General features: G+C 75.3%; 18 protein-coding genes. 9 read left to right on the top strand and 9 right to left on the bottom strand.

Features of this window, described 5'->3' with window-relative positions:
• Positions 1-20 precede the first annotated feature (20 nt).
• Entirely contained in the window at positions 21-1,925 is a 1,905-nt protein-coding gene (locus tag KPL57_RS33410; RefSeq protein ID WP_226354583.1) for a glycosyltransferase, read from the top strand.
• Between the two features lie 18 nt (positions 1,926-1,943).
• Here KPL57_RS33410 and KPL57_RS33405 read toward each other — a convergent pair whose 3' ends face one another.
• The 4 genes from KPL57_RS33405 to KPL57_RS33390 form a co-directional block, all read right to left on the bottom strand.
• Positions 1,944-2,801, bottom strand: coding sequence for an SDR family NAD(P)-dependent oxidoreductase (locus KPL57_RS33405; protein ID WP_226354582.1), 858 nt, complete (start codon positions 2,799-2,801; stop codon positions 1,944-1,946).
• On the bottom strand, positions 2,798-3,253 hold the full coding sequence (locus KPL57_RS33400) for a MarR family winged helix-turn-helix transcriptional regulator (RefSeq protein ID WP_226354581.1): 456 nt from the start codon (positions 3,251-3,253) through the stop codon (positions 2,798-2,800). Before KPL57_RS33400 ends, KPL57_RS33405 begins: the two co-directional genes overlap by 4 nt.
• Before the next feature lie 63 nt (positions 3,254-3,316).
• Positions 3,317-6,244 (bottom strand): arabinosyltransferase domain-containing protein, encoded by a 2,928-nt coding sequence (locus KPL57_RS33395; RefSeq protein ID WP_226354580.1) that lies wholly within the window; start codon positions 6,242-6,244, stop codon positions 3,317-3,319.
• Positions 6,241-8,244 (bottom strand): glycosyltransferase, encoded by a 2,004-nt coding sequence (locus KPL57_RS33390; protein WP_062399243.1) that lies wholly within the window; start codon positions 8,242-8,244, stop codon positions 6,241-6,243. The genes KPL57_RS33395 and KPL57_RS33390 overlap by 4 nt, the downstream gene beginning before the upstream one ends.
• A 192-nt stretch (positions 8,245-8,436) precedes the next feature.
• Between KPL57_RS33390 and KPL57_RS33385 the strand changes: the two genes are divergently transcribed.
• Together KPL57_RS33385 and KPL57_RS33380 are read left to right on the top strand one after the other, a co-directional pair.
• Entirely contained in the window at positions 8,437-8,823 is a 387-nt protein-coding gene (locus KPL57_RS33385) for a nucleotidyltransferase domain-containing protein (RefSeq protein WP_226354579.1), read from the top strand.
• A 7-nt stretch (positions 8,824-8,830) separates the two neighbouring features.
• Entirely contained in the window at positions 8,831-9,220 is a 390-nt protein-coding gene (locus KPL57_RS33380; protein WP_226354578.1) for a HepT-like ribonuclease domain-containing protein, read from the top strand.
• 4 nt (positions 9,221-9,224) lie between these two features.
• On the opposite strand, the gene KPL57_RS33375 is transcribed toward KPL57_RS33380, so the two are convergent.
• Both KPL57_RS33375 and KPL57_RS33370 read right to left on the bottom strand, forming a co-directional pair.
• Positions 9,225-10,352, bottom strand: a complete 1,128-nt coding sequence (locus KPL57_RS33375) for an iron-containing alcohol dehydrogenase family protein (RefSeq protein ID WP_226354577.1) — start codon at positions 10,350-10,352, stop codon at positions 9,225-9,227.
• Positions 10,337-11,449, bottom strand: a complete 1,113-nt coding sequence (locus KPL57_RS33370) for a mandelate racemase/muconate lactonizing enzyme family protein (RefSeq protein ID WP_226354576.1) — start codon at positions 11,447-11,449, stop codon at positions 10,337-10,339. The genes KPL57_RS33375 and KPL57_RS33370 overlap by 16 nt, the downstream gene beginning before the upstream one ends.
• A 170-nt stretch (positions 11,450-11,619) precedes the next feature.
• On the opposite strand from KPL57_RS33370, the gene KPL57_RS33365 reads away from it, so the two are divergent.
• Positions 11,620-12,402, top strand: a complete 783-nt coding sequence (locus KPL57_RS33365; protein ID WP_226354575.1) for an IclR family transcriptional regulator — start codon at positions 11,620-11,622, stop codon at positions 12,400-12,402.
• A gap of 74 nt (positions 12,403-12,476) precedes the next feature.
• Here KPL57_RS33365 and glf read toward each other — a convergent pair whose 3' ends face one another.
• A complete protein-coding gene (glf, locus tag KPL57_RS33360; protein ID WP_374203823.1) occupies positions 12,477-13,697 on the bottom strand; it encodes a UDP-galactopyranose mutase in 1,221 nt (406 codons plus the stop codon).
• A gap of 115 nt (positions 13,698-13,812) precedes the next feature.
• On the opposite strand from glf, the gene KPL57_RS33355 reads away from it, so the two are divergent.
• From KPL57_RS33355 to KPL57_RS33340, 4 genes are all read left to right on the top strand, one after another.
• Entirely contained in the window at positions 13,813-15,930 is a 2,118-nt protein-coding gene (locus tag KPL57_RS33355; RefSeq protein ID WP_226354573.1) for a DUF6541 family protein, read from the top strand.
• A gap of 135 nt (positions 15,931-16,065) precedes the next feature.
• Positions 16,066-18,282: a DUF6541 family protein gene (locus KPL57_RS33350; RefSeq protein ID WP_226354572.1), complete on the top strand. Its 2,217-nt coding sequence runs from the start codon at positions 16,066-16,068 to the stop codon at positions 18,280-18,282.
• Between the two features lie 27 nt (positions 18,283-18,309).
• On the top strand, positions 18,310-19,074 hold the full coding sequence (locus tag KPL57_RS33345; protein WP_226354571.1) for a bifunctional 2-polyprenyl-6-hydroxyphenol methylase/3-demethylubiquinol 3-O-methyltransferase UbiG: 765 nt from the start codon (positions 18,310-18,312) through the stop codon (positions 19,072-19,074).
• Between the two features lie 2 nt (positions 19,075-19,076).
• Positions 19,077-20,921 carry an arabinofuranosyltransferase gene (locus tag KPL57_RS33340; protein ID WP_226354570.1) on the top strand — a complete coding sequence of 615 codons (1,845 nt, stop codon included), beginning with the start codon at positions 19,077-19,079 and terminating at the stop codon, positions 20,919-20,921.
• Between the two features lie 4 nt (positions 20,922-20,925).
• Here KPL57_RS33340 and KPL57_RS33335 read toward each other — a convergent pair whose 3' ends face one another.
• The gene (locus tag KPL57_RS33335; protein ID WP_226354569.1) at positions 20,926-21,324 is read right to left on the bottom strand and encodes a VOC family protein; all 399 of its coding nucleotides are present in this window, start codon (positions 21,322-21,324) and stop codon (positions 20,926-20,928) included.
• A 55-nt stretch (positions 21,325-21,379) separates the two neighbouring features.
• On the opposite strand from KPL57_RS33335, the gene KPL57_RS33330 reads away from it, so the two are divergent.
• Positions 21,380-22,987, top strand: a complete 1,608-nt coding sequence (locus KPL57_RS33330) for a hypothetical protein (RefSeq protein ID WP_226354568.1) — start codon at positions 21,380-21,382, stop codon at positions 22,985-22,987.
• Here KPL57_RS33330 and KPL57_RS33325 read toward each other — a convergent pair.
• Positions 22,980-23,864, bottom strand: a complete 885-nt coding sequence (locus KPL57_RS33325; RefSeq protein WP_226354567.1) for a glycosyltransferase family 2 protein — start codon at positions 23,862-23,864, stop codon at positions 22,980-22,982. The genes KPL57_RS33330 and KPL57_RS33325 overlap by 8 nt on opposite strands.
• Between the last annotated feature and the right edge of the window lie 38 nt (positions 23,865-23,902).

Genomic DNA, 23,902 nt, shown 5'->3' with positions numbered 1-23,902 from the left:
GTGAGGCGAGAGCGAGAGCCATGCTGGACACCGCCCGGCCCCTCCGCGGGGGCGAGCCCGCCCCGGCCGACGACCCCGCCGGCGGGACCCGCCCCGGACGGCTGGTCGTGCAGCGTGGCCCCTTCACCGGGCCGACGCACCTGGTGCCCGAGGACCTCTACGCCGAGGTCCTGCGCGGCGCCGCCCGCCGCGAGCGGGACCTGATCGAGCTGGTCCCGGCCACCCACGTCACCACCAACACCTACTGGGGGCGGCTGCACGCCACCTACTGGCAGCGCTGGACCGCGGTGCCCGAGGTCCGGGTGACGCTGCGCGCCGCGGGCCGCGGCCGGGTGTGGCTGATGGCCTCGGACACCAACAAGGTCGCCCGTGCCGTCGCCACCACCGGGGTCGACGCCACCGGGAGCACCACCGTCGAGCTGACCGGGGCGATCGACCGCTTCGTCGACGGCGGTGGGCTCTGGCTGGAGTTCGCGACCGACACCGGCACGCTGACCGTGTCCGACGTCGAGTGGACCGTCGCGGTGCCCCGCCCGCCGCGGCCCACCTCGATCACGATCTGCACCCACAACCGCGTCGAGGACTGCCTGGACACGCTGCAGGCGCTGCTCGACGACCCGGCCGCACTGGCCCGCGTCGCGATCGTCCGCGTGGTCGACCAGGGCAGCGACCCGCTGGAGTCGCGCGACCGGTTCGCGCCGCTGGCGGCCGCGTTCGGCGACCGGCTCGCCTACCAGCGCCAGCCCAACCTGGGCGGCGCGGGCGGCTTCACCCGCGGCCTGTACGAGGCGACCGCGGGCGACCCGGCCGACGACCACGACGTCCTGCTCATGGACGACGACGTGCTCCTCGACCCGGAGATCGTCGTCCGGCTGACCGGGTTCGCCGCCTGCACCACCGCGCCGACGATCGTCGGCGGGCAGATGCTGAACCTGCTGCACCCGGGCCACGTCCACATCACCGCCGAGTACGCCGAGCCCGAGAAGCTCCGCGTCGGCAAGCCCGTCCCCGGTGCCCTGGAGGAGGGCTTCCTCCTCGGCCGCGACGAGCGGCTGCTGCCGATCGTGCAGGAGCAGCGGGTCGACACCGAGTACAACGGCTGGTGGTCCTGCCTGATCCCCGCGCCGATCGTGCGGGCCGTCGGCTACCCGCTGCCGCTGTTCTTCCAGTGGGACGACGTCGAGTTCGGCTACCGCGCCCGCGAGCGCGGCTTCGCCACGGTGTCGCTGCCCGGGGCCGGCGTGTGGCACGCCGACTTCGGCTGGAAGGACTGGGACGAGTGGCACCGCTACTTCAACCAGCGCAACGGCCTGATCACCGCCGCCCTGCGGACCGGCTTCGACCGGCGCACGGTGTCCGCGACGGTCGTCGAGCTGCTGGCCCAGTACCTGGTCGCGATGCAGTACGGGCTGGCCGCGACGCTGCTGACGGCGGTGGAGGACTTCCTGCGCGGCCCGTCGGTGCTCGACGACGGCTCCGCCTCCGCGGCGGCGGAGATCCGCCGGATCCGCGCCGCCTACCCCGAGACGACGGCCGTGCCGCTGGCGGAGGCCGGGCTCGACGTGCGCGAGTCCGTGGTGCACCTCGCCGGGGGCAAGCCGTCGAAGATCGTGCGGACCTGGGTGAAGCGCGCCCTGCTGCAGGCAACCGGGCGGGTGCCGTTCCGTTCCGGGATGGTCCCGGCCGGTGAGGCGCACTGGTGGCACGTGTCGCTGTTCGAGCGCGCGATCGTCACCGACATGGCCGAGAACGGCGTCCGCATCCGGACCCGCGACCAGGAGCGGCTGCGCGAGCTCACCACCCGCGGGGTGCACACGGTGCGCCGGCTGTGGAACGAGGGGCCGCAGGTCGCCCGGGAGTGGAAGGCCGCGGAGCCGCGGCTCACCTCGCGGGAGACCTGGGCGCGGCTCTACGACGCGGGCTGACCGGCCCGGGGCGGCGGCTCACGGCGTGATCCCGACGGCCTCGGCGGTACGCCGGTGGACGAGCTCGGCGAGTGCCGCGTCCCGCGCCGTCCGCGACGGCGTCGCGGGACGCGAGGATGCGAAGTACCCTTCGCCGGCCGCCGGTGCCGGCCGGGAGGTGGCCAGCATGAGGGGGGTCGCGACGCCCTCCTCCACAGTGCGCGCGAACAGCCGCGTCAGCGGTGCGACCAGCGCCATCGCCCCGCCGGCCGTGCCGGTGAACCCGGTCCGGACCATGCCGGGGTCGGCGTTGTAGACCCGCAGGCCCGGTGCCGACCGGGAGAACCCGTTCATGGCCAGCAGGGCGAGCAGCTTGCTCGTCGCGTAGACCCGGTTCTGGGACCACCGACGCCCGGCCCACGACGTGCCCCGCACATCCGGATCGGTCGGGGCGACCCGCCCCTGCTTCTCCATGAAGCTCGACATCGTGATCACCCGTGCCTCCGGGACCAGCACACCGTTCGCGGCGAGGGCGTGGCTGAGCAGGACGGGTGCGTGCAGGTTGAGGGCGTGGGTCCGTTCGACCCCGTCCGGGGTGAGGGCGTAGCGGTCGAAGGCGGCCCCTGCGTTGTTGACCAGCACGTCGACGCGGTGGCCGTCGGCCGCCAGGGCGACGGCGAGCCCACGGACCTCGGCGTGCCGGGACAGGTCCGCCTCGTAGCGGCCCACCACGCGATGCCCGCCCAGCTCGTCGGCGGTGCGGCGGACGCGGCGCGCGTCGCGTCCGACGACGATCACGTCTGCTCCGCGCCCGACCAGGTCCCGTGCCATCGCACGTCCCATCCCCGACGTCGCCCCGGTGACGACCACCGTGACGCCGTCCATCCCACCGGTCACCGCCGGTCACCGCCGCCTGCGGCTCGCCCGGTCCCGGCCGGATCCAGAACCCGGTTCAGCAGATCCGCCAGCGTCCTCCGATCGGCGGGCGGGAGGGCCGCGACCGACGACGCGTCACGGCACCAGGCGTCCGCCCGATCACGCAGCTCGCACCCCGTCGGGGTGAGCTGCACGAGCTTCGCACGGCGGTCCCGGGGATGCGGCGAGCGAACGACGACCCCGTGGCGTTCCAGGCGGTCCACCAACGAGGTCACGGTGGAGGCATCGCAACCGAGCCGATCGGCCAGGGCCCGGCTGGTGAGTCCGTCCGGCTCGCGGGCGAGGCGCCACAGGAGACCGATCTGGGCATCGGTGAGGTCGAGGCCGTCGCACACCGTCCGCAGGTCGTCGCGGATCCGGTCACCCGCGGCGAGTATCCGGTCGATCAGCTCACGCGCTCCGTCGTCGTCCACGGCTCGAATATACATGGATCATCCAGTAGTCGGAGTGTCCAAGTAATCGGTCGGTGACCGGTCTCAGCCCAGGAAGTCCCGTCCGGTGTAGTCCTTGTCGGCCAGGGTCGGCAGCCGCTCCCAGCCCCACCGTCGCTGCGTGCCGACGGTGAGGTCCCAGCCGTCGGTCGGGTGCTCGTAGCGCACCCGCTCGACGTGCGCGGGCGCGAACATCGCGCGCCCGCCGGGCGGGTCGAGCCGCGAGGGCAGCTCGTCGAAGGTCGCGGTGCGGCCGATCCCGGCGAGCGTCCCGCCGTTCGCCGGGAAGAACGCGGTGGCCTCGGTCGCGCCCTCCAGGTCGTCGCCGGTGCGCAGCCGCCACTGCGGGGCCTGCGCGATGCCGTGGCGCACCGCGATCTGGTCCTGGCAGGGCCACAGCACCGCCGAGGCCTGGTCGGCGAACACCGGGGCGTCGCCGAGCACCGTGCGGGCGGGCAGGTCGCGGGCGGGCTGCGGGGCGCCGACGGCGAGCCAGGTGTCGGGGCCGTCGGTCCGGTCGTCGACGACGAGCCGGACCCGGTCGGCGGGCGCGGGCAGGGTGACCACCACGTCCCGCCAGTCGCCGGTCCGCTCCCCCGGCAGGTCGACCGTGACGGTGCCCGCGCCGGTGTAGACCCGGACGGTCTGGTCGCTCCGCAGGTCCCCGGTCAGCGGCAGGAGCAGCCGGGTGGTCCCGGCCGGGACGGGGAACCAGCCGGCGTCGAGGGTGCCGGTGCCGGCGTCCTCGGTGTGCCAGACGGGGCCGGGGATCGACGGGCGGTCGGGCGGCGGGCCGTCCCGCATCACCCCGGTGAGGCGGGGCGGGTCGCTGGGGAGCGCGGGCGTCGCGTCACCGGGGACGGTGACGGTCAGCGCGTCGGCCAGCCCGCAGCCGTCGCCGGTCAGCATGGCGAGGTTCATCGAGGCCACCGACGCGCCGGGGGCCTGGTGTACCGGGGCGACGACGAACACCGCGAGCATCAGCGCGACGCCGCCCGCCGTGGCGACGCGCAGCACCGCCCGGTCCGGCCGGGGCGTGCTCCCCCGCCGCCGGGCCCACCACAGCGCGGCGGCGACCACGAGCAGCCACAGCAGCGGGCTGCGCAGGTACAGCGGTCCGAGGTGCGGTGCGAGGACCTGCTGGTGGATCGGGGCGTCGACGACCGAGTGGTTCCCGAACGGCTGGCCCCAGTCGGAGAACGGGCGCCACAGGTTCGGGCCGGCGTAGATCACCGCGGCGACGACGCCGAGCACGGCCGTCCCCACCGCGACGAGCCGGGCCGGGGCGCGGCGCGGCAGCGGGCCGCGGGCGAGCGCGATGCCGAGCAGCAGCGTCGCGGGGGCGGCGACGGCGCCGAAGTGGTTGACCCACTTCGTCGGGCTGACGGCGACGGCGACGAGGCCGAGCGCGGTCGCGGCGAGCGCGAACCCGAGCGCCGAGCCGAGTGGGCCGCCGGTGCCGCGGCGCGTCGCGAGCCGCACCGCGCCCAGCGCGACGACGGCGACGGTCAGCAGGACCGGCAGGCGTCGTCCCCAGGTGCCCTGGTCGTCGGGGCCGAGGAGGTTGGCGTAGTGGACGTACTCCTGCCACCACTGGTACTGGAAGTAGTACCAGCGGTGCACGGCGAAGGACTCCCGTACGTCGGCGAGGGTCTGGTCGGCCAGCCCGAGCGGCACGGCCGCGCTCGCGGCGGCGAACGCGACGGCGGCCGTCGCGAGCCGGGTGGCCCACGGCGCGTGCGCGAGGTGCCACCACACCAGCGGCAGCGCGAGCAGCAGCGGCATCGCGGCGACCAGCGCGGTCGGCGCGGTCGTCACCCCCACCACCGCGACGACGACGGCCGGCGCGAGCAGCCCGACCGCCCCGGTGCGGCGGGCGGCGGCGACGAGCAGCAGCACCCCGGCGGCGGCCGCGGTCCCGGCGGGCTCGGGGCGCAGCGCGATGCCGTAGGGCAGGAACCAGGCCAGGTGCGCGACGGCGAGCGCGGCGACCACCCCGGGCCGGACGCCGGCCCGGCCCGCGAGCGCGGCGAGGGCGTACCGCAGCAGCACCCAGGTCAGCAGGCCCAGCACGACCGGCACCACACGCAGCGGCCCGAGGCCCCAACCGACGAGGCTCCCCCACCACTGCAGCAGGTACTGGCTGGTCGTGAACGGTGCCTCGGTGACGTCGAGCTGGTAGATCGCGTTGCCGATGGTCCCGGTCCGCGCGCCCTGGCGGGCCATCAGCGCGTACCAGGAGTCGTCGATGTTGAGCGGACCGAGCACCGCCCAGGCGCAGCTCACGACCAGCACCACGAGGTCGGCCGGGCCGGGGCGGACGGGCGCGTCGAACACCCGGCGGGTGCCGGTCCAGGTCCGTACGGCGACGGCGAGGGTGGCGGCCAGCGCGAGCAGGTGCGTGAGGAGCAGCGCGACCTTCAGCGGCGACGGCGACGACGCGTAGCGCGCGTCGGTGTGCAGGGTGACCGCGAGCCCGGCCGCGGCGGGCCCGGTGACGTCGGTGGCGAGCTCGGCGACCTGCGGCGGTGCGATGTCGAGGCGCTCGGCGAGGATCGCGCCGTCGCGGGCGACGACGGTGCCCCCGTCCGCGGAGGTCACCTCGAACACGCAGCCCGACCCGGCGGGCGCGGTGGCGAGCACCCGGTCGCCGGTGCGCAGCGTGAGCGTCCCGCCGGCCACGCTCGCGACGAAGCCCGGTGCGGTCACCGGGTTCTCCTCGGCGGCGGGCATCGTCCGGAGCACGTCGCCCTCGCCCAGGGCGGCCGCCGCGGCGCACGGGACGGTCGCGGAGAACTCCAGCGGCCGGTACGGCGAGAGCGGCAGCACCGTGCTCGCCGGTGCCTGTCCCGCCCGGGGCCAGGTCACGACCGGGTCCTCGACGTCGACGGGGGCGAGCGCGGCGGCCAGGCCGAGCAGGCAGGTGACGACGCCGAGCAGGAGCAGCAGCGGCCCCCGGCGGGCGGGACTCACTCGAAGATCTGCTTCCAACCGTCCTTGCCGGTCAGCACGGGCGCCGCCGCCCGGTAGCGGGCACGCAGGCCGTCCCAGTCCGCGGCGACGGCGCGGTGCAGCCGGAACGACTCCGCGACCATCTCCTTGAACATCGCCGGGTCACGACGGCGGAAGGTCACCCCGCGGCCGTCCGGGGTGGACACCGTCGCGGAGTCCAGGCCGGCCAGGACGAACCACTGGGCGTTCTTCCACGGCACGTTGCGCTGCGGGCGCTCGCGCAGCGCCGGGTCCGGGGTGCGCAGGTTGCGCAGCACCCCGCGGGCGAGTCCGACCGCGGCCTTCGCCCGGCCCACCGGGGGCTTCGGGAACAGCTGGGCGCCCAGCGCGTCGAGGTCGGCGAGCGGCACCTCGGTCGCGGAGTCGAGCGGGCGGCCGTCGTCGTACTGCGCCCGCAGGGCCCGGATCTCGTCGAGCACCACGGGCAGCTTCGGGAACAACGCCTCGGGGCCCGCCAGGAAGTCGGTGAAGCCCTTGATCTGCAGCGCGACCGCCGAGTACTCCATGAGCATCAGGTGGCGCAGGGTGCGCTTGAAGGTCTCCTTCAGCATCGCGCGCGGGTCGTCGGGGCCGTGCAGGGCCGCGGCGACGAGCCGGTTGCGGTAGTGGAAGTAGGCCTGCCAGTCCGAGGAGTCGTCCTTCTCGATGAAGGACATGTGCCAGATCGCGACGCCCGGGACGGTCGCCGTGCGGAACCCGGCGGCGCGGGCACGCAGGCCGTACTCGGCGTCGTCCCACTTGATGAACAGCGGCAGCGGCAGCCCGAGCTGCTCCGCGGCGCGGCGCGGGATGAGGCACATCCACCAGGCGTTGTAGTCGACGTCGACGCGGCGGTGCAGCCAGCGGGTCTGGCGCAGGGTGCGGGCGGCGAGGTCGTGATGGGCCTCGGTGTCCGGGGCGGGGCGCCACAGGAACTGGTTGCGGTCGACGACCTCGCCCATGGTGGACAGCTGCGAGCGCGCCTGCAGCGACAGCATCTGCCCGCCGACGAGCATCGGCTCGCGGGAGAACCGGCTGAACGCGATCGCGCGGAGCACCGACTCGGGCTCAAGCAGGATGTCGTCGTCCATGTAGAGGACCTGCTCGCAGTCGATCCCGCCCGCGTGCGGGCCGGTGCCGTGCAGGACCTCGTACATGATCCGGGCGTAGCCGCCGGAGCCGCCCAGGTTGGGCTGGTCGATGATCCGCAGCCGGTCCCCGAGCGCGGCCGCGGCCTGCTCGTAGCCGGCCTCGTCGCGGACCTTGCGCGTGCCCTGGTCGGGGAGGATCACCGCGGTGATCGCCTCGAGCACCTGCGGGTCGGAGCCGAGCGCGGTGAGGGTGGCGACGCAGTCGGCGGGCCGGTTGAACGTCGGCATCCCGACGACGACGGCCGCGCGGCCGGGCGCGTCGTGCGGGGCGTGCCAGCCGCCGCCGTGCAGGGTCAGGTCGGCGTCGTCGGTGGACAGGTCGAACCAGTACCAGCCGCCGTCCTCGAAGGGGCGCAGGTCCAGTTCCAGGGTGACCCGGCGGCGGCCCTCGACGACCTCACCGGCGACGACGATCTGCGACCCGTCGGCCTTGGTGCGGTAGACGTCGACGCGGCCCGAGCCCTCCAGGTCCAGGCGCAGCTCGATGCTGGTGAGCGTGGACCAGGCCCGCCAGTAGCCGGCGGCGAAGGCGTTGAAGTAGGCGCCGAAGGAGACCTCGGTGGCCGCGGGGACGGTGGCGCTGGTGCGGTCCAGGATGCGGGTGCGGCGGCCGCCGATGGTCGACACGGTCAGCGAGAGCGGGCGCGCGTCCTCGTCGGCGAGCGGCTCGACCGGGGCGAGCGTGGTGCCGGGGCGCTCGTCGAGGTAGAGCGCGCGGACGGCGGTGGGGTCGGCGGGCCGGGGCAGGACCACCCGCTGCAGCAGCGTCTCGCCGCTGGTCGTGGCCGGGGTGGTGGGGGACACCTGACCTCGCTGGTCCGTCGTGGTCATCGCAGGAGCTGCCTCTGTCGTCGCGGGGGCGCGGGGGTCCCGGGCGGCGGCGCTGCCGGTCCGCCCGGGTCCGGGTGGAGTCGTGCGCGAGCGTAGCCGCGCGCGGTGCGGGAGCCGGGAGGCGGGCGGGCGCGGCGGGGAAGCGGTGTGGATCGTCCGGTTCTCCGCCGCGCCGCGTGCCAGACTGACGACATGGACGAACCGGCCCGGCGGGCGGAGGTCGCAGCGGTGCTGCGCGGCGCCGGGGCGCGGTTCGCGTTCGTCCACGGCAGCCGGGCGGCCGGTGGCCGCCCGCGGGCGGCCTCCGACCTCGACGTGGCGGCCTGGTGGCGGGACTCCGCCCCGGCGTCGTTCGAGGTCGACCTCCCCGACGACGTGGACCTGCTCGTCCTGAACTCCGCGCCCCTGGAGCTCGCCGGCCGGGTGGCGATGGACGGCGAGCTGCTCCTCGACGACGACCCGCCCGCACGGGTGCGCTGGGTCGCGACCACCCGCAAGATCTACGCCGACGAGCTGCCCCGGATCACCCGCGCGCACCGGGAGTTCCTCGACGCCGTGCGGGGCGGGCATGGTCGATGAGGCGCGGGTGGCCCGGCTGCTCCGGTCGGTCACCGACGACCTCGCCGTCCTGCGGGCGGAGTCGGCCGCGGACCGCGACCGGCGGGCCGACCGGCTGTGGCTCAGCGGGGTCAAGTACCTGTTCGTGACGGCGATCGAGGGCTGCGTCGACGTCGCCCAGCACGTGTGCTCGTCCGAGGGGTGGGGCCCACCCGCGACGAACGCCGACGCGGTGCGGCTGCTCGGCCGGCACGGTTTCGTCGACGACGACGTCGCACAGCAGGTCGCCCGGGCGGTCGGCTTCCGCAACGTGCTCGTGCACGACTACGTGGACGTCGACGACGACATCGTCGTCGCCCGGCTCGCGGACCTGTCGGACCTCGACGCGTTCGTCGCCGCGGTCGCCGCCCGGCTCTGAGCCGCTACCAGGCGGCGTCGAGGATCTCCCGCACGTCGTCCTCGGTGGGAGTGCGCGGCGCGTTGGCCGTCACCGGGTCGACGACGGCCGCGGCCGCCAGCACCGGCAGCAGCTCCCGGTCCACGCCGAGCTCGTGCAGCGGGCGCCGGACGCGGATGCCCTCGACGAGCGCGGCGATCCCGGCGACGGCGTCGGCGGTCCCCAGCGCGGCCCCGGCGCGGGCGTACGCCTCCGCCGCCGCGTCGGCGCTCCAGCGCATGACCTGCTCGTTCACCGAGGCGAGCGCGACCCCGTGCGGGGTGCCCGTGTGCGCGGTGACCGCGTGCGCGATGCCGTGGACCAGGCCGAGCCCGGACACGGTCAGCGCCTGGCCCGCCAGGTGCGCGCCGAGCAGCAGCTGTGCGCGGGCCTCGAGGTCGGTGCCGTCGTCGACGGCGACCGGCAGCCACCGGCCCACCAGCGCGACGGCCTGGGCCGCGGCGGCCTCGGAGATCGGGTTCGCGCCGCGGGAGGCGAGCGACTCGACGCCGTGGACGAGCGCGTCGAAGCCGGTCGCGGCCGTCGCCGCGGGCAGCAGGCCGACGGTGAGCTCGGGGTCGAGGACGGCGACGCGCGGCCGGACCGAGGCGTGGCCCAGGTAGACCTTGCGCTTGGCGCAGGTGTCCTCGACGACGCCGAACCCGTTGGTCTCCGCGCCCGTCCCGGCGGTGGTGGGGACCGCGATCAGCGGCAGCCCCGCGACGGGTGAGGACCACAGGTCGTCGGTCGCGCGGGCGCCGTGGTGGGTGGCGAGCAGCGCGATGCCCTTGGCCGCGTCGAGGACCGAGCCGCCGCCGATCGCGACGACGACGCAGGAGCCGAACGCGCGCAGCGCCGTCGCGCCGTGCTCGACGGCCGTCGTCGACGGGTTGGGGCCGATGCCGTCGAACACCTCGGTCCACAGCCCGGCCGCGCTGAGGTCGCCGACGACCCGGTCGACGATGCCGGTGGCGCGCAGCCCGGCGTCGGTGACGACGAACGCCGCCGCCCCGCCGAGGCCGTCGACCAGCGCGGGGACCCGGGCGACCGCGCCGGGACCGAACTCCAGGGCGCAGGTCGCCTCGACCGTGAACCCGTTCACCGGACCCGCCACCGTGCGATCGCCTCCTCGTCGAGGGTGAACCCGAGGCCGGGGGCGCTCGGGACCGCCAGCATGCCGTCGTCGCCGACGGTCAGGGGTTCGGCCAGCGGGAAGTCGCGACGCGCCGGGGTCCAGTCCGGCGGGTCGTAGGGGAACTCGAAGTACGGTCCGCCGCCGACGCCGGCACAGACGTGCAGGTTCGCGAGCACGCCGATGCCGTTAGTCCAGCTGTGCGGGGTGAAGGCGCGGTGGCGCAGCAGCGCGAGCTCGGCGAGCGTGCGGACCCGGCTCATCCCGGCGGCCAGGACGACGTCGGGCTGGTGGACGTCGAGCGCGTCGCCGTCGAGCAGGCGCAGCAGCTCGCCGAACGAGCGCTGCATCTCCCCCGCCGCGATCCGCAGGCCCGGGTTGTCGGCACGCAGGGTGCGCATGCCGTCGGCGTCGGCGTAGGGCAGGGGCTCCTCGACCCAGAACACGTCCAGGTCGGCGAGCCGCCGGACGAGGCGCCGGGTCGCGGCGAGGTCGGTGGCGGGGGCGACGTCGCCGGCCATCCGCCACGCCTGGTTGAGGTCCACCATGATCGCGAAGTCCGGGCCGAGGGCCTCCCGCACCGCGGCGACGGCGGCGACGCCCTCGTCGGCCCGGTCCCGGTCGACCCGGATCTTGACCGCGCGGAAGCCCTCCTCCGCGACCCGGTGCGCCACCTCGGCGCGCTCGGCAGGCGGGCGCAGCACGCAGAACGACGCATAGGCGGGCACGGCGTCGTAGGTGCCGCCGAACAGGGTCGCGACGGGCAGGCCTGCGACCTTGCCCGCGAGGTCCCACAGCGCCGCCTCCAGCGGCCAGTAGTGGCCGCCGTGCAGCGCGCAGGTCTCGATCGCGCGGACGTGCCGGGCGATCGCGAGCGGGTCGGTGCCGACGAACAGGTGCCGGTAGGCGTCGAAGCCGTCCATGGTGTCGCCGGAGCCGATGCCGACGACGCCGTCGTCGGTGTGGACGCGGACGACCGTCGCGTCGAACACGGTGCGGGGGTCGGGGTCCCAGGCGGCGCGCAGCGGCGGGTCCAGCGGGAGCCGCACCCGGTCCAGCGTGATGTCGGTGATCTTCATCGGTCCGGGATCGTGTCGGGAGCTGGTTCCGGCTCGGGGCGCGATCGGGGGCGGTGCGCCCCGAGCCGGTTGAGCGCAGAATCTAAGGAAGTCCGCGCGGCCACGGCCAGGTCCGGACGGGAATCGAGATCATGGTTGCGCTCAGGGCAACCGGGACTAGCGTGGCCGGGGTGCGCAACGGCTACGGTCTCGGCCGCGACATCGGGCTGCTGGAGGCGCTCGCGTCGGACGAGGCCGTGCGCACCGACGGGCTGGGCGTCACCGCCGTCGCCCGGCTGACCGGGCGGGAGAAGAGCCAGGTCTCGCGCGCGCTGCGGACCCTCGCCGACGCCGGTCTGGTCGAGCGGGACGAGGACACGCTCGTCTACCGGCTCGGGTGGCGGCTGTTCTCGCTGGCCGCGCGGGGCACCGACAGCCGGCTGACGGCCGTCGCCGAGCCGGTGCTGCACCGGCTGGCCGCCGAGACCGAGGAGACCGTGCACCTGTGCGTGCTCCGCGACGACGCGCTGCTGACCGCGCGGACGGTGTCCGGGCACTCGTTCCGCACGACCGGCTGGGAGGGCAGGCGCGCGCCGCTGCCGTGCACGTCGGCGGGCCGGGTGCTGCTCTCCGACGCGACGCCCGACGAGCTGTTCGTGCGCTTCGGCGCCGTCGAGGACCTCGTCCCGGACTACCCGGACTCGTCGGTGCGGACGGTGCCGCAGCTGTGGCGGGCGATCCACGAGGCCGCCGAACGCGGCTGGGCCGAGTCGCGCGACGAGTTCGAGCCCGGGGTGTCGGGGGTGTCGTCGGCGGTGCGCGACTTCCGCGGCCGGGTCGTCGCGGCGCTCAACGTCTCGGGGCCGACCGCCCGGCTGGACGGCCGGTTCGACGAGACGGGCCGGGCGACGGCGGCCGCCGCGGCCGCGGTGTCGGCGGAGCTGGGGTGGACGCCGGGGCGTTCCGCCCCATGATCACCGGTTGTGGAGCGGGCGGCCCGCCTCGCGGACGCTGCGCTCCACAACCGGTGATCATGGACGGGGCGTGATCAGTCCTCGGCCTCGGTGCCCGACAGCGGGCGCCCCTCGGTGAAGTGCGGGACGAGCCGGTTCTCGTACATCGTCAGCGCCGACCCGATGGCCATGTGCATGTCGAGGTACTTGTAGGTCCCCAGCCGCCCGCCGAACAGCACGCCCCGGTTCGCGGTCTCCTTGCGGGCCAGCTCGCGGTAGCGGTCCAGCTTCGCCCGGTCGTCGGGGGTGTTGATCGGGTAGTACGGCTCGTCCCCGGACTCGGCGAAGCGCGAGTACTCCCGCACGATCACCGTCCGGTCCTTCGGGTAGTCCCGCTCGGGGTGCATGTGGCGGAACTCGAGGATCCGGGTGAAGGGGACCTCGGCGTCGTTGTAGTTGATCACCGAGGTGCCCTGGAAGTCGCCGGTCGGCTCGACCGACATCTCGAAGTCCAGGGTGCGCCAGCCCAGCTCGCCCTCGGCGTGGTCGAAGTAGCGGTCCAGCGGGCCGGTGTAGACGACCGGCACGTCGGCGGGCAGCTGCTCGCGCACCGCGAAGTAGTCGGTGTCGAGGACGACGTCGATGTCGTCGTGGTCCGCCATCCGCTCCAGCCACGCGGTGTAGCCGTCGGTCGGCAGGCCCTCGTGGGTGTCGTTGAAGTAGCGGTTGTCGTAGGTGTAGCGGACCGGGAGCCGGGTGATGATCGAGGCGTCCAGCTCGGTGGGGTCGGTCTGCCACTGCTTGGCGGTGTAACCCTTGACGAAGGCCTCGTAGAGCGGGCGCCCGACCAGCGAGATCGCCTTCTCCTCGAGGTTCGCGGCCTGCCCGGTCTCGACCTCCGCGGACTGCTCGGCGATCAGCGAGCGCGCCTCGTCGGGGGTGTGGGCCTTCCCGAAGAACTGGTTGATGAGCGCGAGGTTCATCGGGAACGCGTAGACCTGCTCGCCGACCCGGGCGAACACGCGGTGCTGGTAGTTCGTGAAGCTCGTGAACCGGTTGACGTAGGCCCACACGCGCTCGTTCGAGGTGTGGAACAGGTGCGCGCCGTACCGGTGGATCTCGATCCCGGTCTCCGGCTCGGCCTCGGAGTAGGCGTTGCCGCCGATGTGGTTCCGGCGCTCCAGGACCAGGACGCGCTTCCCGAGGCCGTCGGCCACGCGCTCGGCCACGGTGAGTCCGAAGAACCCGGACCCGACGACGATCAGGTCGTAGCTGCTCAGGTCGTAACCGTTCAGGTCGGCACTGTCGTCGCTCACGGCCATCGAGGGTAGGGCAGGCGTGATCCGGGGCACCCGGCGGCTTCGGTACCCTCGCAGACAGGTCGGAGAAGCGGACGTATCCGGCACCGTCGTGGCCCGAGGAGAAGATGGCGTGAGCTGGCTGTCCGCCGTCCCCCTCGTGGTGCTGGCCGCTGCCTGGGTCACGCTCCCGGGACTGGTCGTCGGCCTCGCCGCCGGCCTGCGCGGGATCGCCGTCTGGGGCGCCGCCCCGATGCTGTCGGTCGGCGTGATCGCCGGGTCCGCCGTCGGCGCGAGCATGCTCGGTGTGCCCTGGAGCGGGGCCGCACCGGCCACCGCGGCGGCCGCGTTCGCGCTGCTCGTGGTGGGTGTGCGACGGCTGGTGCTGCGCCGCCCGCTGCTGCCGCGGCCCACCGTGGTGCGGGCCGCCGTCGGGGAGTCGGTCCGGACGCTGCTCCGCGGCGGACCCGACCGGCGCTGGACCGGGCTCGCCGCGCTCGGCGGGCTGACGATCGCCGCGGTGCTGGGCCTGCGGGCCGTGCTGCGCGGGATGGACCGGCCCGACGCGCTGTCCCAGACCTTCGACGCGAACTTCCACTACAACGCCGTCGCCCGGATCCTCGGGACGCACGACGCGTCGTCGCTCACCGTCGGCGGCCTGGTCAACTCCCCCGGCTTCTACCCCGCGGCCTGGCACGACGTCGTCTCGCTGGTGGCGCCGCTGGCCACCGGGCCGGGCGGGATCGTCGTCGCGTCGAACGTGGTCGCGCTGGTCACCACGCTGCTGGTGTGGCCGCTGTCGGTGCTCTTCCTGGTCCGCACCCTGGTCGGGCGCTCGGCCGGTGCCGCGCTGGCCGCGCCGGTGCTCGCGCTCGGGTTCGTCGCGTTCCCGTGGACGCTGGTCACCTACGGCGCGCTGTGGCCGAACCTGCTGGGCGTCTCGCTGGTGCCGGCCGCGCTGGCCAGCGTGGCGGCGGCAGCCCGGCCCGGCAGCGGCACCGTCGCGCTCGCCGCGCGGCCGGGTCTCGGCCCGGACCCGGTGTCGCCCGCCCGGCCGGGCCCGTACCCCCCGGGACGGGTGGCGCGCTGGTTCCCGGCGGGGGCCGCCGTCGTCGCGCTGGGGTTCGCGCACCCGAACGCGCTGTTCGGCGCCGTGGTCGTCGCGGTGCCGCCGATCCTGTGGGGCCTCGCGGGCGCGGTGCGCCGCGGGCTGCGCGGCGGCGTGTGGCCCACCGTGCGCGCGGTCGTCGCGGTACCGGTCGTGCTCGCCGCGCTCGGCGGTGTCGGCTGGTTCATGTTCGTCTCCCCCGCCCTCGACGGGATCCGCGGCTACTACTGGGAGCCGGAGGTCTCGGTCACCGACGCCGTGTGGAACGCGGTGCTGCACAACCCCGAGGACAACGCCCCGGCCTGGTCGATCGCGGTGCTCACGGTGGCCGGTGCGGTGTGGGCGCTGCGCCGGGCCCGGACGTCCTGGCTGGTCCCGGCGCACCTGCTGGTCTGCACGCTCTACGTCGTCGGCGCCACCACGTGGTCCTCGGTGTGGACCGGTGTCTGGTACAACGACTCGCCCCGGATCGCCGCGCTCGTCCCGGTGACCGCGGCCCCGCTGGCCGCGCTCGGCCTGGTGGCGCTGTGCTCGCTGGCCCGCACCCTCGCCTGCCTGGTCCGCGACCGTCTCACCCGGGCCGCGCCCGCCGTCGCCGGGCTGCCCCGGCCCCGGGCCGCGGTGCTCGTCGCGATCGGGGTGATCGCCGTCGTCGTCACCTCGGGCGGGCTCTACCAGCGCTCGCACATCGACTCGCTCGCCGCGATCTACCAGACGCCGGAGGAGGTGCTGGTCGGCCCGGAGCAGGCCCGGTTCCTGCGCGAGGCGGGTGACCTGCTGCCCTCGGACGCGGTGGTGGCCCAGAACCCGTGGGCCGGCACCGCGATGCTGTGGCCGCTCACCGACCGACAGGTGCTGTTCCCGCACCTCACCGGGGTGTGGTCGCCGGACCAGCGGATCATCGCCGAGCGGCTGCGCGACGCGTCGAACGACCCGGCGGTGTGCGCGGCGGTCGCCGAGACCGGGACCGGGTACGTGATCACCGCCCCGCCGACGTTCTGGCAGCCGGACCCGCTGGCCGCGCAGTGGCCCGGTCTCGACGCCCTCGCCGACGCCGACGGGTTCGAGCTGCTCGCCCGCGACGGCGACAACGCGTTGTGGCGCATCACCGCCTGCGACGCCGGCCGGGTCGTCGGGTCCTGATCACCCGGTCGGGCACGGGACCGGCGGGGCCGTACGACCGCCGGTAGTCTCCGAGACCGGCCAGCGCCGGGGAATCGGGTCCGGTGGGTCGTCGACGGCTCCGGGTTCGGCGCCGGGAGAGGAGCCGCGACCTCGATGGCCGGACCCACCTGGCTGTCCGCGCTGCCCACCGCACTCGTCGCGGTGTTCTGGGTGGTCGGGCCCGGTCTGCTCGTGCTGCGGGCGTGCGGGGTCCGCGGGATCACCGCCTGGGGCCTGTCCCCGCTGGTGTCGACCGCGATCGTCTCGTCCTCGGCCGTGCTCGCACAGCTCGTGGGGGTGCGCTGGGGACCGTGGGTGCCGCTGGGCGTCGCGGTCGTGCTCGCGCTGTTCGGCGGGCTGTTCCGGGCCTTCGTCGCCCGCCGCCCGGCCGGCAGCGCGCTGCACCGGGGTTGGCGGACGGCGCTGCGGTCGTGGACCCCGGGCCGGCGGATCCGGGCCTCCCTGGCCCGTCTCCGCACCCCGAAGGGCCGGTTCGCGAAGCGCCCCGAACCGATGACGACCGCGATGCCCCAGGTGTGGCGGACCTCCGCCCAGCGGGCGGGCACCGACGGCCGCCGGGCCGGGGTGGCCGCCGCGGCCGGCGTCGTCGTCGCCGCCGGGCTGGCGTGGTGGACGGTGGTGCTGGGGTTCGGCCCGGTCGACGCCCTGTCCTCGACCTACGACGGCGTCTTCCACTACAACGCCGTCGCCCACATCCTGCAGTCCGGCGACGCGTCGTCGCTGACGCTGGGCTCTCTGACGAACCCGTCGTCGGCGGTGGCGCTGTACCCGGCGGGCTGGCACGACCTCGTGTCGCTGGTCGCGATGCTGTCCGGCAGCGGGGTCCCGGTCGCCACCAACCTGACGGCCTGGGTCGTGGCGGGCGTGGTGTTCCCGCTGTCCGTGGCGGCGCTGAGCCGCCAGGTCATGGGCCCGTCGCCCGGTGCCGCCCTGGTCGCGCCGGTGCTGGCCACCGGGTTCACCGCCCTGCCGTGGGCGCTCATGTCGTTCGGGGTGCTGTGGCCGAACCTGCTCGGGGTGGCGCTGCTGCCCGGGTACCTGACGTTGCTGCTGGCCGTCGTCGGGGTGGCCGAGCGCAGCGTCATCGGCGCGGCCGGCGCGGCGACCACCCTGGTCCTGACGCTGCCCGCGCTCGGTCTCGCCCACCCGAACGCGCTGTTCAGCCTCGCGGTGCTCGGCCTGTTCCCGGTGCTGTGGGGGATCGGCGTGCTGGCCCGGCGACGGCTGCTCACCCGCCGGTTCTGGCAGCCGGTGCTGGCCACGGTCGGCGTCGCCGGGATCGTCGCCGCCGTCCTGTGGTTCATGACGGCCTCGCCGCTGACCGCCGGTGTCCGCAGCTTCGACTGGCCCGCGTTCACCGACGTGCCGACGGCGATCCTGCAGGTGCTGTTCAACTCCTCCAACGGCCGTCCCGACCTCGTCGTGCTGTCGGTGCTGGTCGTGATCGGCGCGGTGGCCGCGCTGCGGCACGTCGCGACGTCGTGGCTGGTGCCCGCGCACGTCGCCTCCGGCGCGCTGTACGTGCTGGCCGCGGCCGACGACGGCACGACCTCCGCCGCCCTCACCGGTGCCTGGTACAACGACTCCTACCGGCTGGCGGCGATGGTGCCCGTCACCGGGGCCGTGCTGGCCGTGGTCGGGCTGTGCGCCGTCGCGTCGGTCGTGCGCCACGTGCTGCTGCGGATCCCGCCGACCGCGGCCCTGGCCCGTCGGCGGGTGGTCGCGCCCGCGCTCGCGGCGGTGCTGCTCGCGGTCGTCGTCGCCACGACCGGCGGGATGTCGGTGGCGACGCACGCCGACGTCCTGGCCGGGCCGTACCAGCGGCCGTCGGACGCGATCCTCGAACCGGGGCAGCGCGAGTTCCTCGACGAGGTCGGCCGGATCGTCGGCCCCGACGACGTCGTGGCCGCGGACCCGTTCACCGGCAACTCCCTGCTGTTCCCGCTGACCGGCCGCCGGGTGCTGTTCCCGCACCTCATCGGCAACTGGACCCCGGAGCAGACGCTGCTGGCGACCCGGTTCCGCGACGTCGGGACCGACCCGGCGATCTGCACCGCGGCCGCCGACCTGGGCGTCGACTGGCTGCTGACGGGGCCGATCACGTTCTGGCCGAACCACGGCGGCGCCCGCTGGTACCCGGGGCTGCACGACATCGCGCCGGTGCCCGGCTTCCAGCTCGTCGCGACGGGCGGGGGCCAGGAGCTGTGGCGGCTGACGGCCTGCACGCCGGGCGCGCCGGCCGCCCCGGATGCCCAGGCGTTCGCCCCGCCCGGTCCCGGCGCCGTGGCCCCGTCCCCGTACGGTGGGTGACCCCCCGACGCCCTCGACGGAGCCCACGTGACCGAACTCCCCGAGTACGAACGCTCCCTGCGGATGGTCGAGCGCCGCAGGCTCGCGACCGGCTTCGCGAAGCAGATCGCGATCACCACCGAACCCGCCCTCGACGTGCCGTTCCGTGACGCACGGGTGGTCGATCTCGGCTGCGGCTACGGCTACACCGCACTCGAGCTCGCGGGCCTGTGCCGGGAGGTCGTCGGCATCGAGCCGAACGGTGCGCTGGCCGCCGAGGCGACCCGGCTGGCCGCCGAGGGCGGCCGGGACAACTTCACGTTCCGTGTCCAGGGCATCGGCGACTTCGGCCACGGCGACGACGCCGGCGCCTTCGACGTGGCCGTGCTCGACAACGTCCTGGAGCACCTCGACGACCAGCCCGACGCGCTGGAGCGGATCGCGTCCTGCCTGCGGCCCGGCGGCGTCGCCTACATCCTGGTGCCGAACCGGTGGTGGCCGATCGAGGCGCACTACTCGCTGCCGTTCCTGGCGTGGCTGCCGCTGCCGCTGGCGACCCGCTACCTGCGCTGGTCGGGGCGCGGCAGCGACTACACCGACGCCAGCTACGCGCCCGGCTACCTGCGGATGCGCCGGCTCCTCGCGCGGCGCCCCGACCTCGACGCCCGGTTCACCGTGCCCGGCGACGTCAGCCTCGCCGAGGGCGGCGGGTCGCGGCTGTACTCGCTGGGGGTGGCGGCGCTGCGCCGGTTCCCGCCGCTGTGGGCGATCTCGAAGGCGTTCCTCGTCGTCGCCGTGAAGAAGCAGACCTGACCGTGACGCGACGGCTACTCGCCGCGGCCGACCTGGTCGTCGGCCCGGTCGTCGCCGTCGGGGTCGTCGCCGCGGGGCTGCTGCTCGCGGACCGGATCACGGTCCCGGCCGGGTCGAACGTCGGGCTGGCGCTCACCGCGACCGGTGGCGCGCTCGTCGCCGCGGTGCTGGCCGCCGCCGCGTGGAGCCGGTCGCCGCTCGTCGCCGCGCCGCTGGCGTGGGTGGGGCTGGCGGCGCTGCCCGCGCTGCCGCTCACGCTGTTCCTGGCGAACACCCCGCACTACCTGTTCGGGGTCGGCGGCGACCAGCAGTTCCGGGTCGCGTTCCTGACCCGGTTCGCGGACTCGGCGCGGCTGGCGGACTTCGCCTACGCGGACATGCCGCCGTACTACCCGGCCGCGTGGTTCTGGCTCGGTGGGCGGGCCGCGGCGCTGCTGGGTGTCGACGCCTGGGCGTTCCACAAGCCGTTCTCGATCGCGACGCTGGCGGTCACCGCCGTCCTGACCTACGCGCTGTGGGCGCTGGTGACGTCCCGCCCGCGGGCGGTCGGGGCGGCCGTGGCCACCACTCTCGCCGGGTTCGTGACGCTGGCCGCGTACTCGCCGTACTCGTGGCTGACCGCGGCGCTCGTCCCGCCGCTGGCGGTGCTCGGGCTGCGGCTGGTGCGCCGGACCGGCGGCTCGTGGGTCCGGACGGCCCTGCTCGCCGGTCTCGTCCTCGGGCTGGCCGCGGTCACCCACACCCAGATCCTGGTGTTCGCCGGGTTCGTGCTCACGATGCTGGCCGTCGACGGCCTGGTGACGCGGACGGCCCGGCCCGCGACGCTCGCGGTGACCGTCGGCGTGGTCGTCGCCGCGGCGCTGCCGCTGACCCTGGTGCACTGGCTGCCGTACCTGCTGGCCTCGGCCGGGCAGCCCACCTACAGCGCGGGCCAGCACTTCCTCGCCGAGGCGGGGTCGCGCTGGCCGCTGCCGATGCTGGAGGCGACCCCGGCCGGGGCGCTGTGCCTGCTGGGCACGGTGTGGATCGTGGCGCGGTTCCGCACGGACCCGGTCGCCCGCGGCCTCGGGGTCACCGTGGCCTGCGGCTACGCCTGGTACCTGCTGTCGACGGCGGCGCTGGCGTTCGGGAGCACGCTGCTCGCGTTCCGCATCCAGCCGATCCTCACCGCGGCGCTGGCCTGCGGGGCGGTGTGGGCGATCGTCCCACTGGCCGGCGTCCTGCGCGACCGGGGCGTGCGCGCCGGGGCCTGCGCGGCCGTGGTGACGGTGCTGGCCGCGGCGGTCGTCGTCGGGCAGGTGCAGTCGGTGCCGCAGGACTACGCGTGGACCGGGACGGCGCAGGACTACCGGCCCGACGGGACGCGGCCCGACGGCTCGCGGGACCCGGCGGACGCGAACGCCTGGCTCGGGGACCTGCGCACGACGATCGACGGCCTGACCGGCCGCCCGCCGCGGGAGGTCGTCGTCGCGAGCGCGAACGCGACCCTGCTCAGCTACGTGCCGTACTTCGCGTTCCAGGCGTCGCAGCCGCAGTACGCGAACCCGCTCGCGGACTACCCCGCCCGCACCGACGAGGCCCGCCGCTGGGCGGCCGCGGCCGACCCGGGCCGGCTGCTCGACGCGCTGGACCGCGGCCCGGTGCGGGCGCCCTCGGTGTTCGTGCTGGAGCGGGCCGCCGACGGGACCCTGCGGCTGCCGCTGGCGCAGGACCGGTTCCCCGACCCCCGCCAGGGCGCCGACCCGGCGGTGTTCGCGCCGCAGCTGTTCGACGACCCGGCCTGGCAGCGGCGTGACGTCGGCCCGTACGCGGTGCTGGTGCGGGCCGACGTCCCCCCGGTGCCCTGACGGCTCAGACCTCGACGACGGTGATCACGTTGCCGTCCGGGTCGCGCAGCATGAACAGCCGCGGGACGCCGGGGGTGTCGTCGGTGGGCAGCGGCTCCAGGTCGGCGACGCCGAGCTCGGTCAGCCGGGCGTGCTCGGCGGCCAGGTCGGAGGTCTCGACGCCGATCGCGCTGCCGCCGGGCTCGTCGAACATCGGGGGGTTGAGCGCCAGCCGCGCGGTCGAGCCGGGCGGGGCGACCTCGAGCCACCGGTACTCGTCGTTCTCGCCGAACCGGGTGTCGCCGCGGACCTCGAACCCGAGCACGCGGGTGTAGAAGTCCAGGGCGGCGTCCTGGTCGGCGACGGTGAACATGACGACGCCGATGTTGTTCAGGGTGGTGGGGCGCCGGGTGGGTGTGCTCATGCCCGGTACGACCGCGGCGCGGGACGGAACTCATCGGTGCGCGAGAATCGCGCACATGTCGACCGCGACCGACGACCGCGACACCGCGGACCCCCCGGACGAGGGGTGGCCGACGGGGCGCCGTCGCGACCCGGTCAGGCGCACCCGCCGGTGGGCGACCGACCGGCCGGCGCTGCTCGCCGCCGCGCTCGCCGCGCTCGCGGTCGGGGTGTGGGCGTGCTGGTCGGTGACCGTCGACGACGCCTACATCACCTACCGCTACAGCGCGAACCTCGCGCACGGCTTCGGCCCGACCTGGAACCCCGGCCAGGACCCGGTGGAGGGGTTCACGAACTTCACCTGGATGGTGTGGCACGCGCCGTGGGTGTGGCTCGGTGTGCCGCTGCCGGTGGTGTCGAAGCTGACCGCGGCCGCCTGTGCGGCGGCGATCGTGTGGGTGCTCGTCACCGAGCCGCGGACCCGCTCGGGCGCGGTGCTCGCGGCCGGGTCGTTCGTGCTGTTCCTGCCGACCTGGGTGCACGTCGACTCCGGCCTGGAGACCGCGCCGTTCGCGCTGGTCGTGCTACGCGCGACGGTCCTCGCGTCCCGGTTGCTGCGCGACCGGGACGCGGCGGTGCGGAGCTGGGAGATCCCGGCCCTGCTGCTGCTCGCGGGGACGCTGCGCCCGGACGGCGTGCTCGGCGCGCTGCCCGCCCTGGCCGTGCTCCTGTGGGTGCGGCGCACCGACCGGTCGGTGTGGGTCGCGACCGCGGGGGCCGCGGTGGCCGGCGGTGTCTACCTGGCCGCACGCTGGGCGTACTTCGGTCACCTGCTGCCGAACACGTTCTACGTGAAGGTCGGGGTGGAGGCCGCCACCGACGGCCGCTGGATCCAGACGACGGCGGCCACCCTGCTGCCGCTGCTGGCGCTCGCCGTCGCCGCGCTGCTGCGGCCGCGCACCGCCGCCCCGGCCGCGCTGGTGCTGGCGAGCTGCACCGCGCTGTGGATCATCCCGGCGCTGTCGGCTCCCGCCATGGACTACCTGTCCCGGTTCGCCTGGCACGGGTTCCCGATGTTGTGCCTGGCCGCGGCGTGGGCGCTGGACACCGTCGAGGTGCGGCGGGTCGCGGCCGGTGCCGCCGCGGTCGGGGTCGTGTGGACGGCGGCGGCGGGCGTGCTCGCCCCGGACGCCCGGACCCTGGTCAACTACGGCGACGACCTGCGCCGCTCCCACATCGCGATCGGTCTCGCGCTCGCCGACACCGACCTCCCGGCCGGCGAGCGGACCCTGGCAGTGACCGACGCCGGCGCGATGCCGTACTTCTCCGGCTGGCGGACCACGGACTACATCGGCCTGAACGACGAGCGGATCGCGCACGGCGCGAACCCCACCGATGTGCTGCTGGCCGACGACCCGCAGGTCGTGGTGGTCACCAGCTCCTCGCCGGTGCCGCCGCCGGGGTCGTGGCGGACCGACCTGCCGCGGGTCCTCGCGGGCCGCGAGCTCGTCGGCGTCGCGCAGATGCGCCCGGAGTACTTCCAGCTTGTGTTCGCGAAGCCGGACGTCGCCCCGCAGGTCCGGGCGGCGCTGGACCGGCGCCTCGCCGAGGGCCGCGCGGTCACCGACGCCCGCCTCGACCCCGGCTACTCCCGCTGGCTGGAGCGGATCCTCGGGCTCAGCTGAGACCGAGGGCGTGCCCGGCCAGGGCGCGCAGCGCGGCGGCGTCGCGGCGCAGCACCGCCCCGGGCAGCTGGACGGCGGCGTTGAGCCGCGACGACACGTGCGCCCGGGCGGCGCGGGCGGCCCGGGGCAGCCCCCGGGCGTCCATCCGGTCCGCCTCCGCCGCGAAGTAGCGGCGCTCCTCGGCGAACCGGTTCCCGGCGACGGCGCCCGACCCCGAGTCGCTGGAGCGGTGCCGCCGGTAGCGGAAGCAGACGTGGTCGTCGACGACCATCGTGCCGCCGTCGGCGATCACCGCGACCGGCAGCGCCAGGTCGAACACGTCCGCGGACTCCGGCATCGCGACCCGCTTGAGCGCGTCGGTCCGCCAGCACAGCGACGGGTTGTACAGCCAGTTCCCCCGCAGCAGGCTCACCAGCAGGTCCTCGCCGCCGACCGGGCGCGGGCCCGACCCGGACGGCGCCAGCAGCGCCTTGACCCGGTCGGCGAGCGGACGGACCGGACGGTCGTCGGCGTCCATCACGGCGACGCCCGGCTGCACCACCGCGGCGTCCGGCCAGCGCTCGTGCAGCGCGAGGACGGTGTCGAGGTAGTCGGGCTCCATCAGGTCGTCGGCGCCCATCATCACGAAGTACGGCAGCTCGACCGCCTCGATGCAGTACCGGTTGTTCGGCTGCGCGCCGAGCCGCTCGGGGTTGCGGCGGTACCGGATCCGGTCGTCGCCCAGGCCCGCGAACCAGGGGCCGATCGAGTCGTCGGGGTAGCCGTCGTCGACGACGGTGAGCCGCCAGTCGGTGCGGCGCTGCTCCTGCACGCTGCGGACCGCGCGGCGCAGGAGCTCCGGGTCGCCGTAGAAGGGGAGCATCACGTCGACGGGCACGCACCCGACGGTAGCGAGCCGCCCCCTGGCTAGGATCA

It is taken from the genome of Pseudonocardia sp. ICBG601, from assembly GCF_020496245.1.
The sequence above is the reverse complement of the archived record's forward strand: the minus strand, read 5'-3'. Positions and strand labels throughout refer to the sequence as shown.

What these genes read in the sequence shown, in the direction of transcription:
- KPL57_RS33335 (WP_226354569.1), bottom strand. Translation starts at nt 21,324, where the DNA reads ATGAGCACACCCACCCGGCGCCCCACCACCCTGAACAACATCGGCGTC.
- KPL57_RS33410 (WP_226354583.1), top strand. Translation starts at nt 21, where the DNA reads ATGCTGGACACCGCCCGGCCCCTCCGCGGGGGCGAGCCCGCCCCGGCC.
- KPL57_RS33350 (WP_226354572.1), top strand. Translation starts at nt 16,066, where the DNA reads ATGGCCGGACCCACCTGGCTGTCCGCGCTGCCCACCGCACTCGTCGCG.
- KPL57_RS33330 (WP_226354568.1), top strand. Translation starts at nt 21,380, where the DNA reads ATGTCGACCGCGACCGACGACCGCGACACCGCGGACCCCCCGGACGAG.
- KPL57_RS33385 (WP_226354579.1), top strand. Translation starts at nt 8,437, where the DNA reads ATGGACGAACCGGCCCGGCGGGCGGAGGTCGCAGCGGTGCTGCGCGGC.
- KPL57_RS33390 (WP_062399243.1), bottom strand. Translation starts at nt 8,244, where the DNA reads ATGACCACGACGGACCAGCGAGGTCAGGTGTCCCCCACCACCCCGGCC.
- KPL57_RS33370 (WP_226354576.1), bottom strand. Translation starts at nt 11,449, where the DNA reads ATGAAGATCACCGACATCACGCTGGACCGGGTGCGGCTCCCGCTGGAC.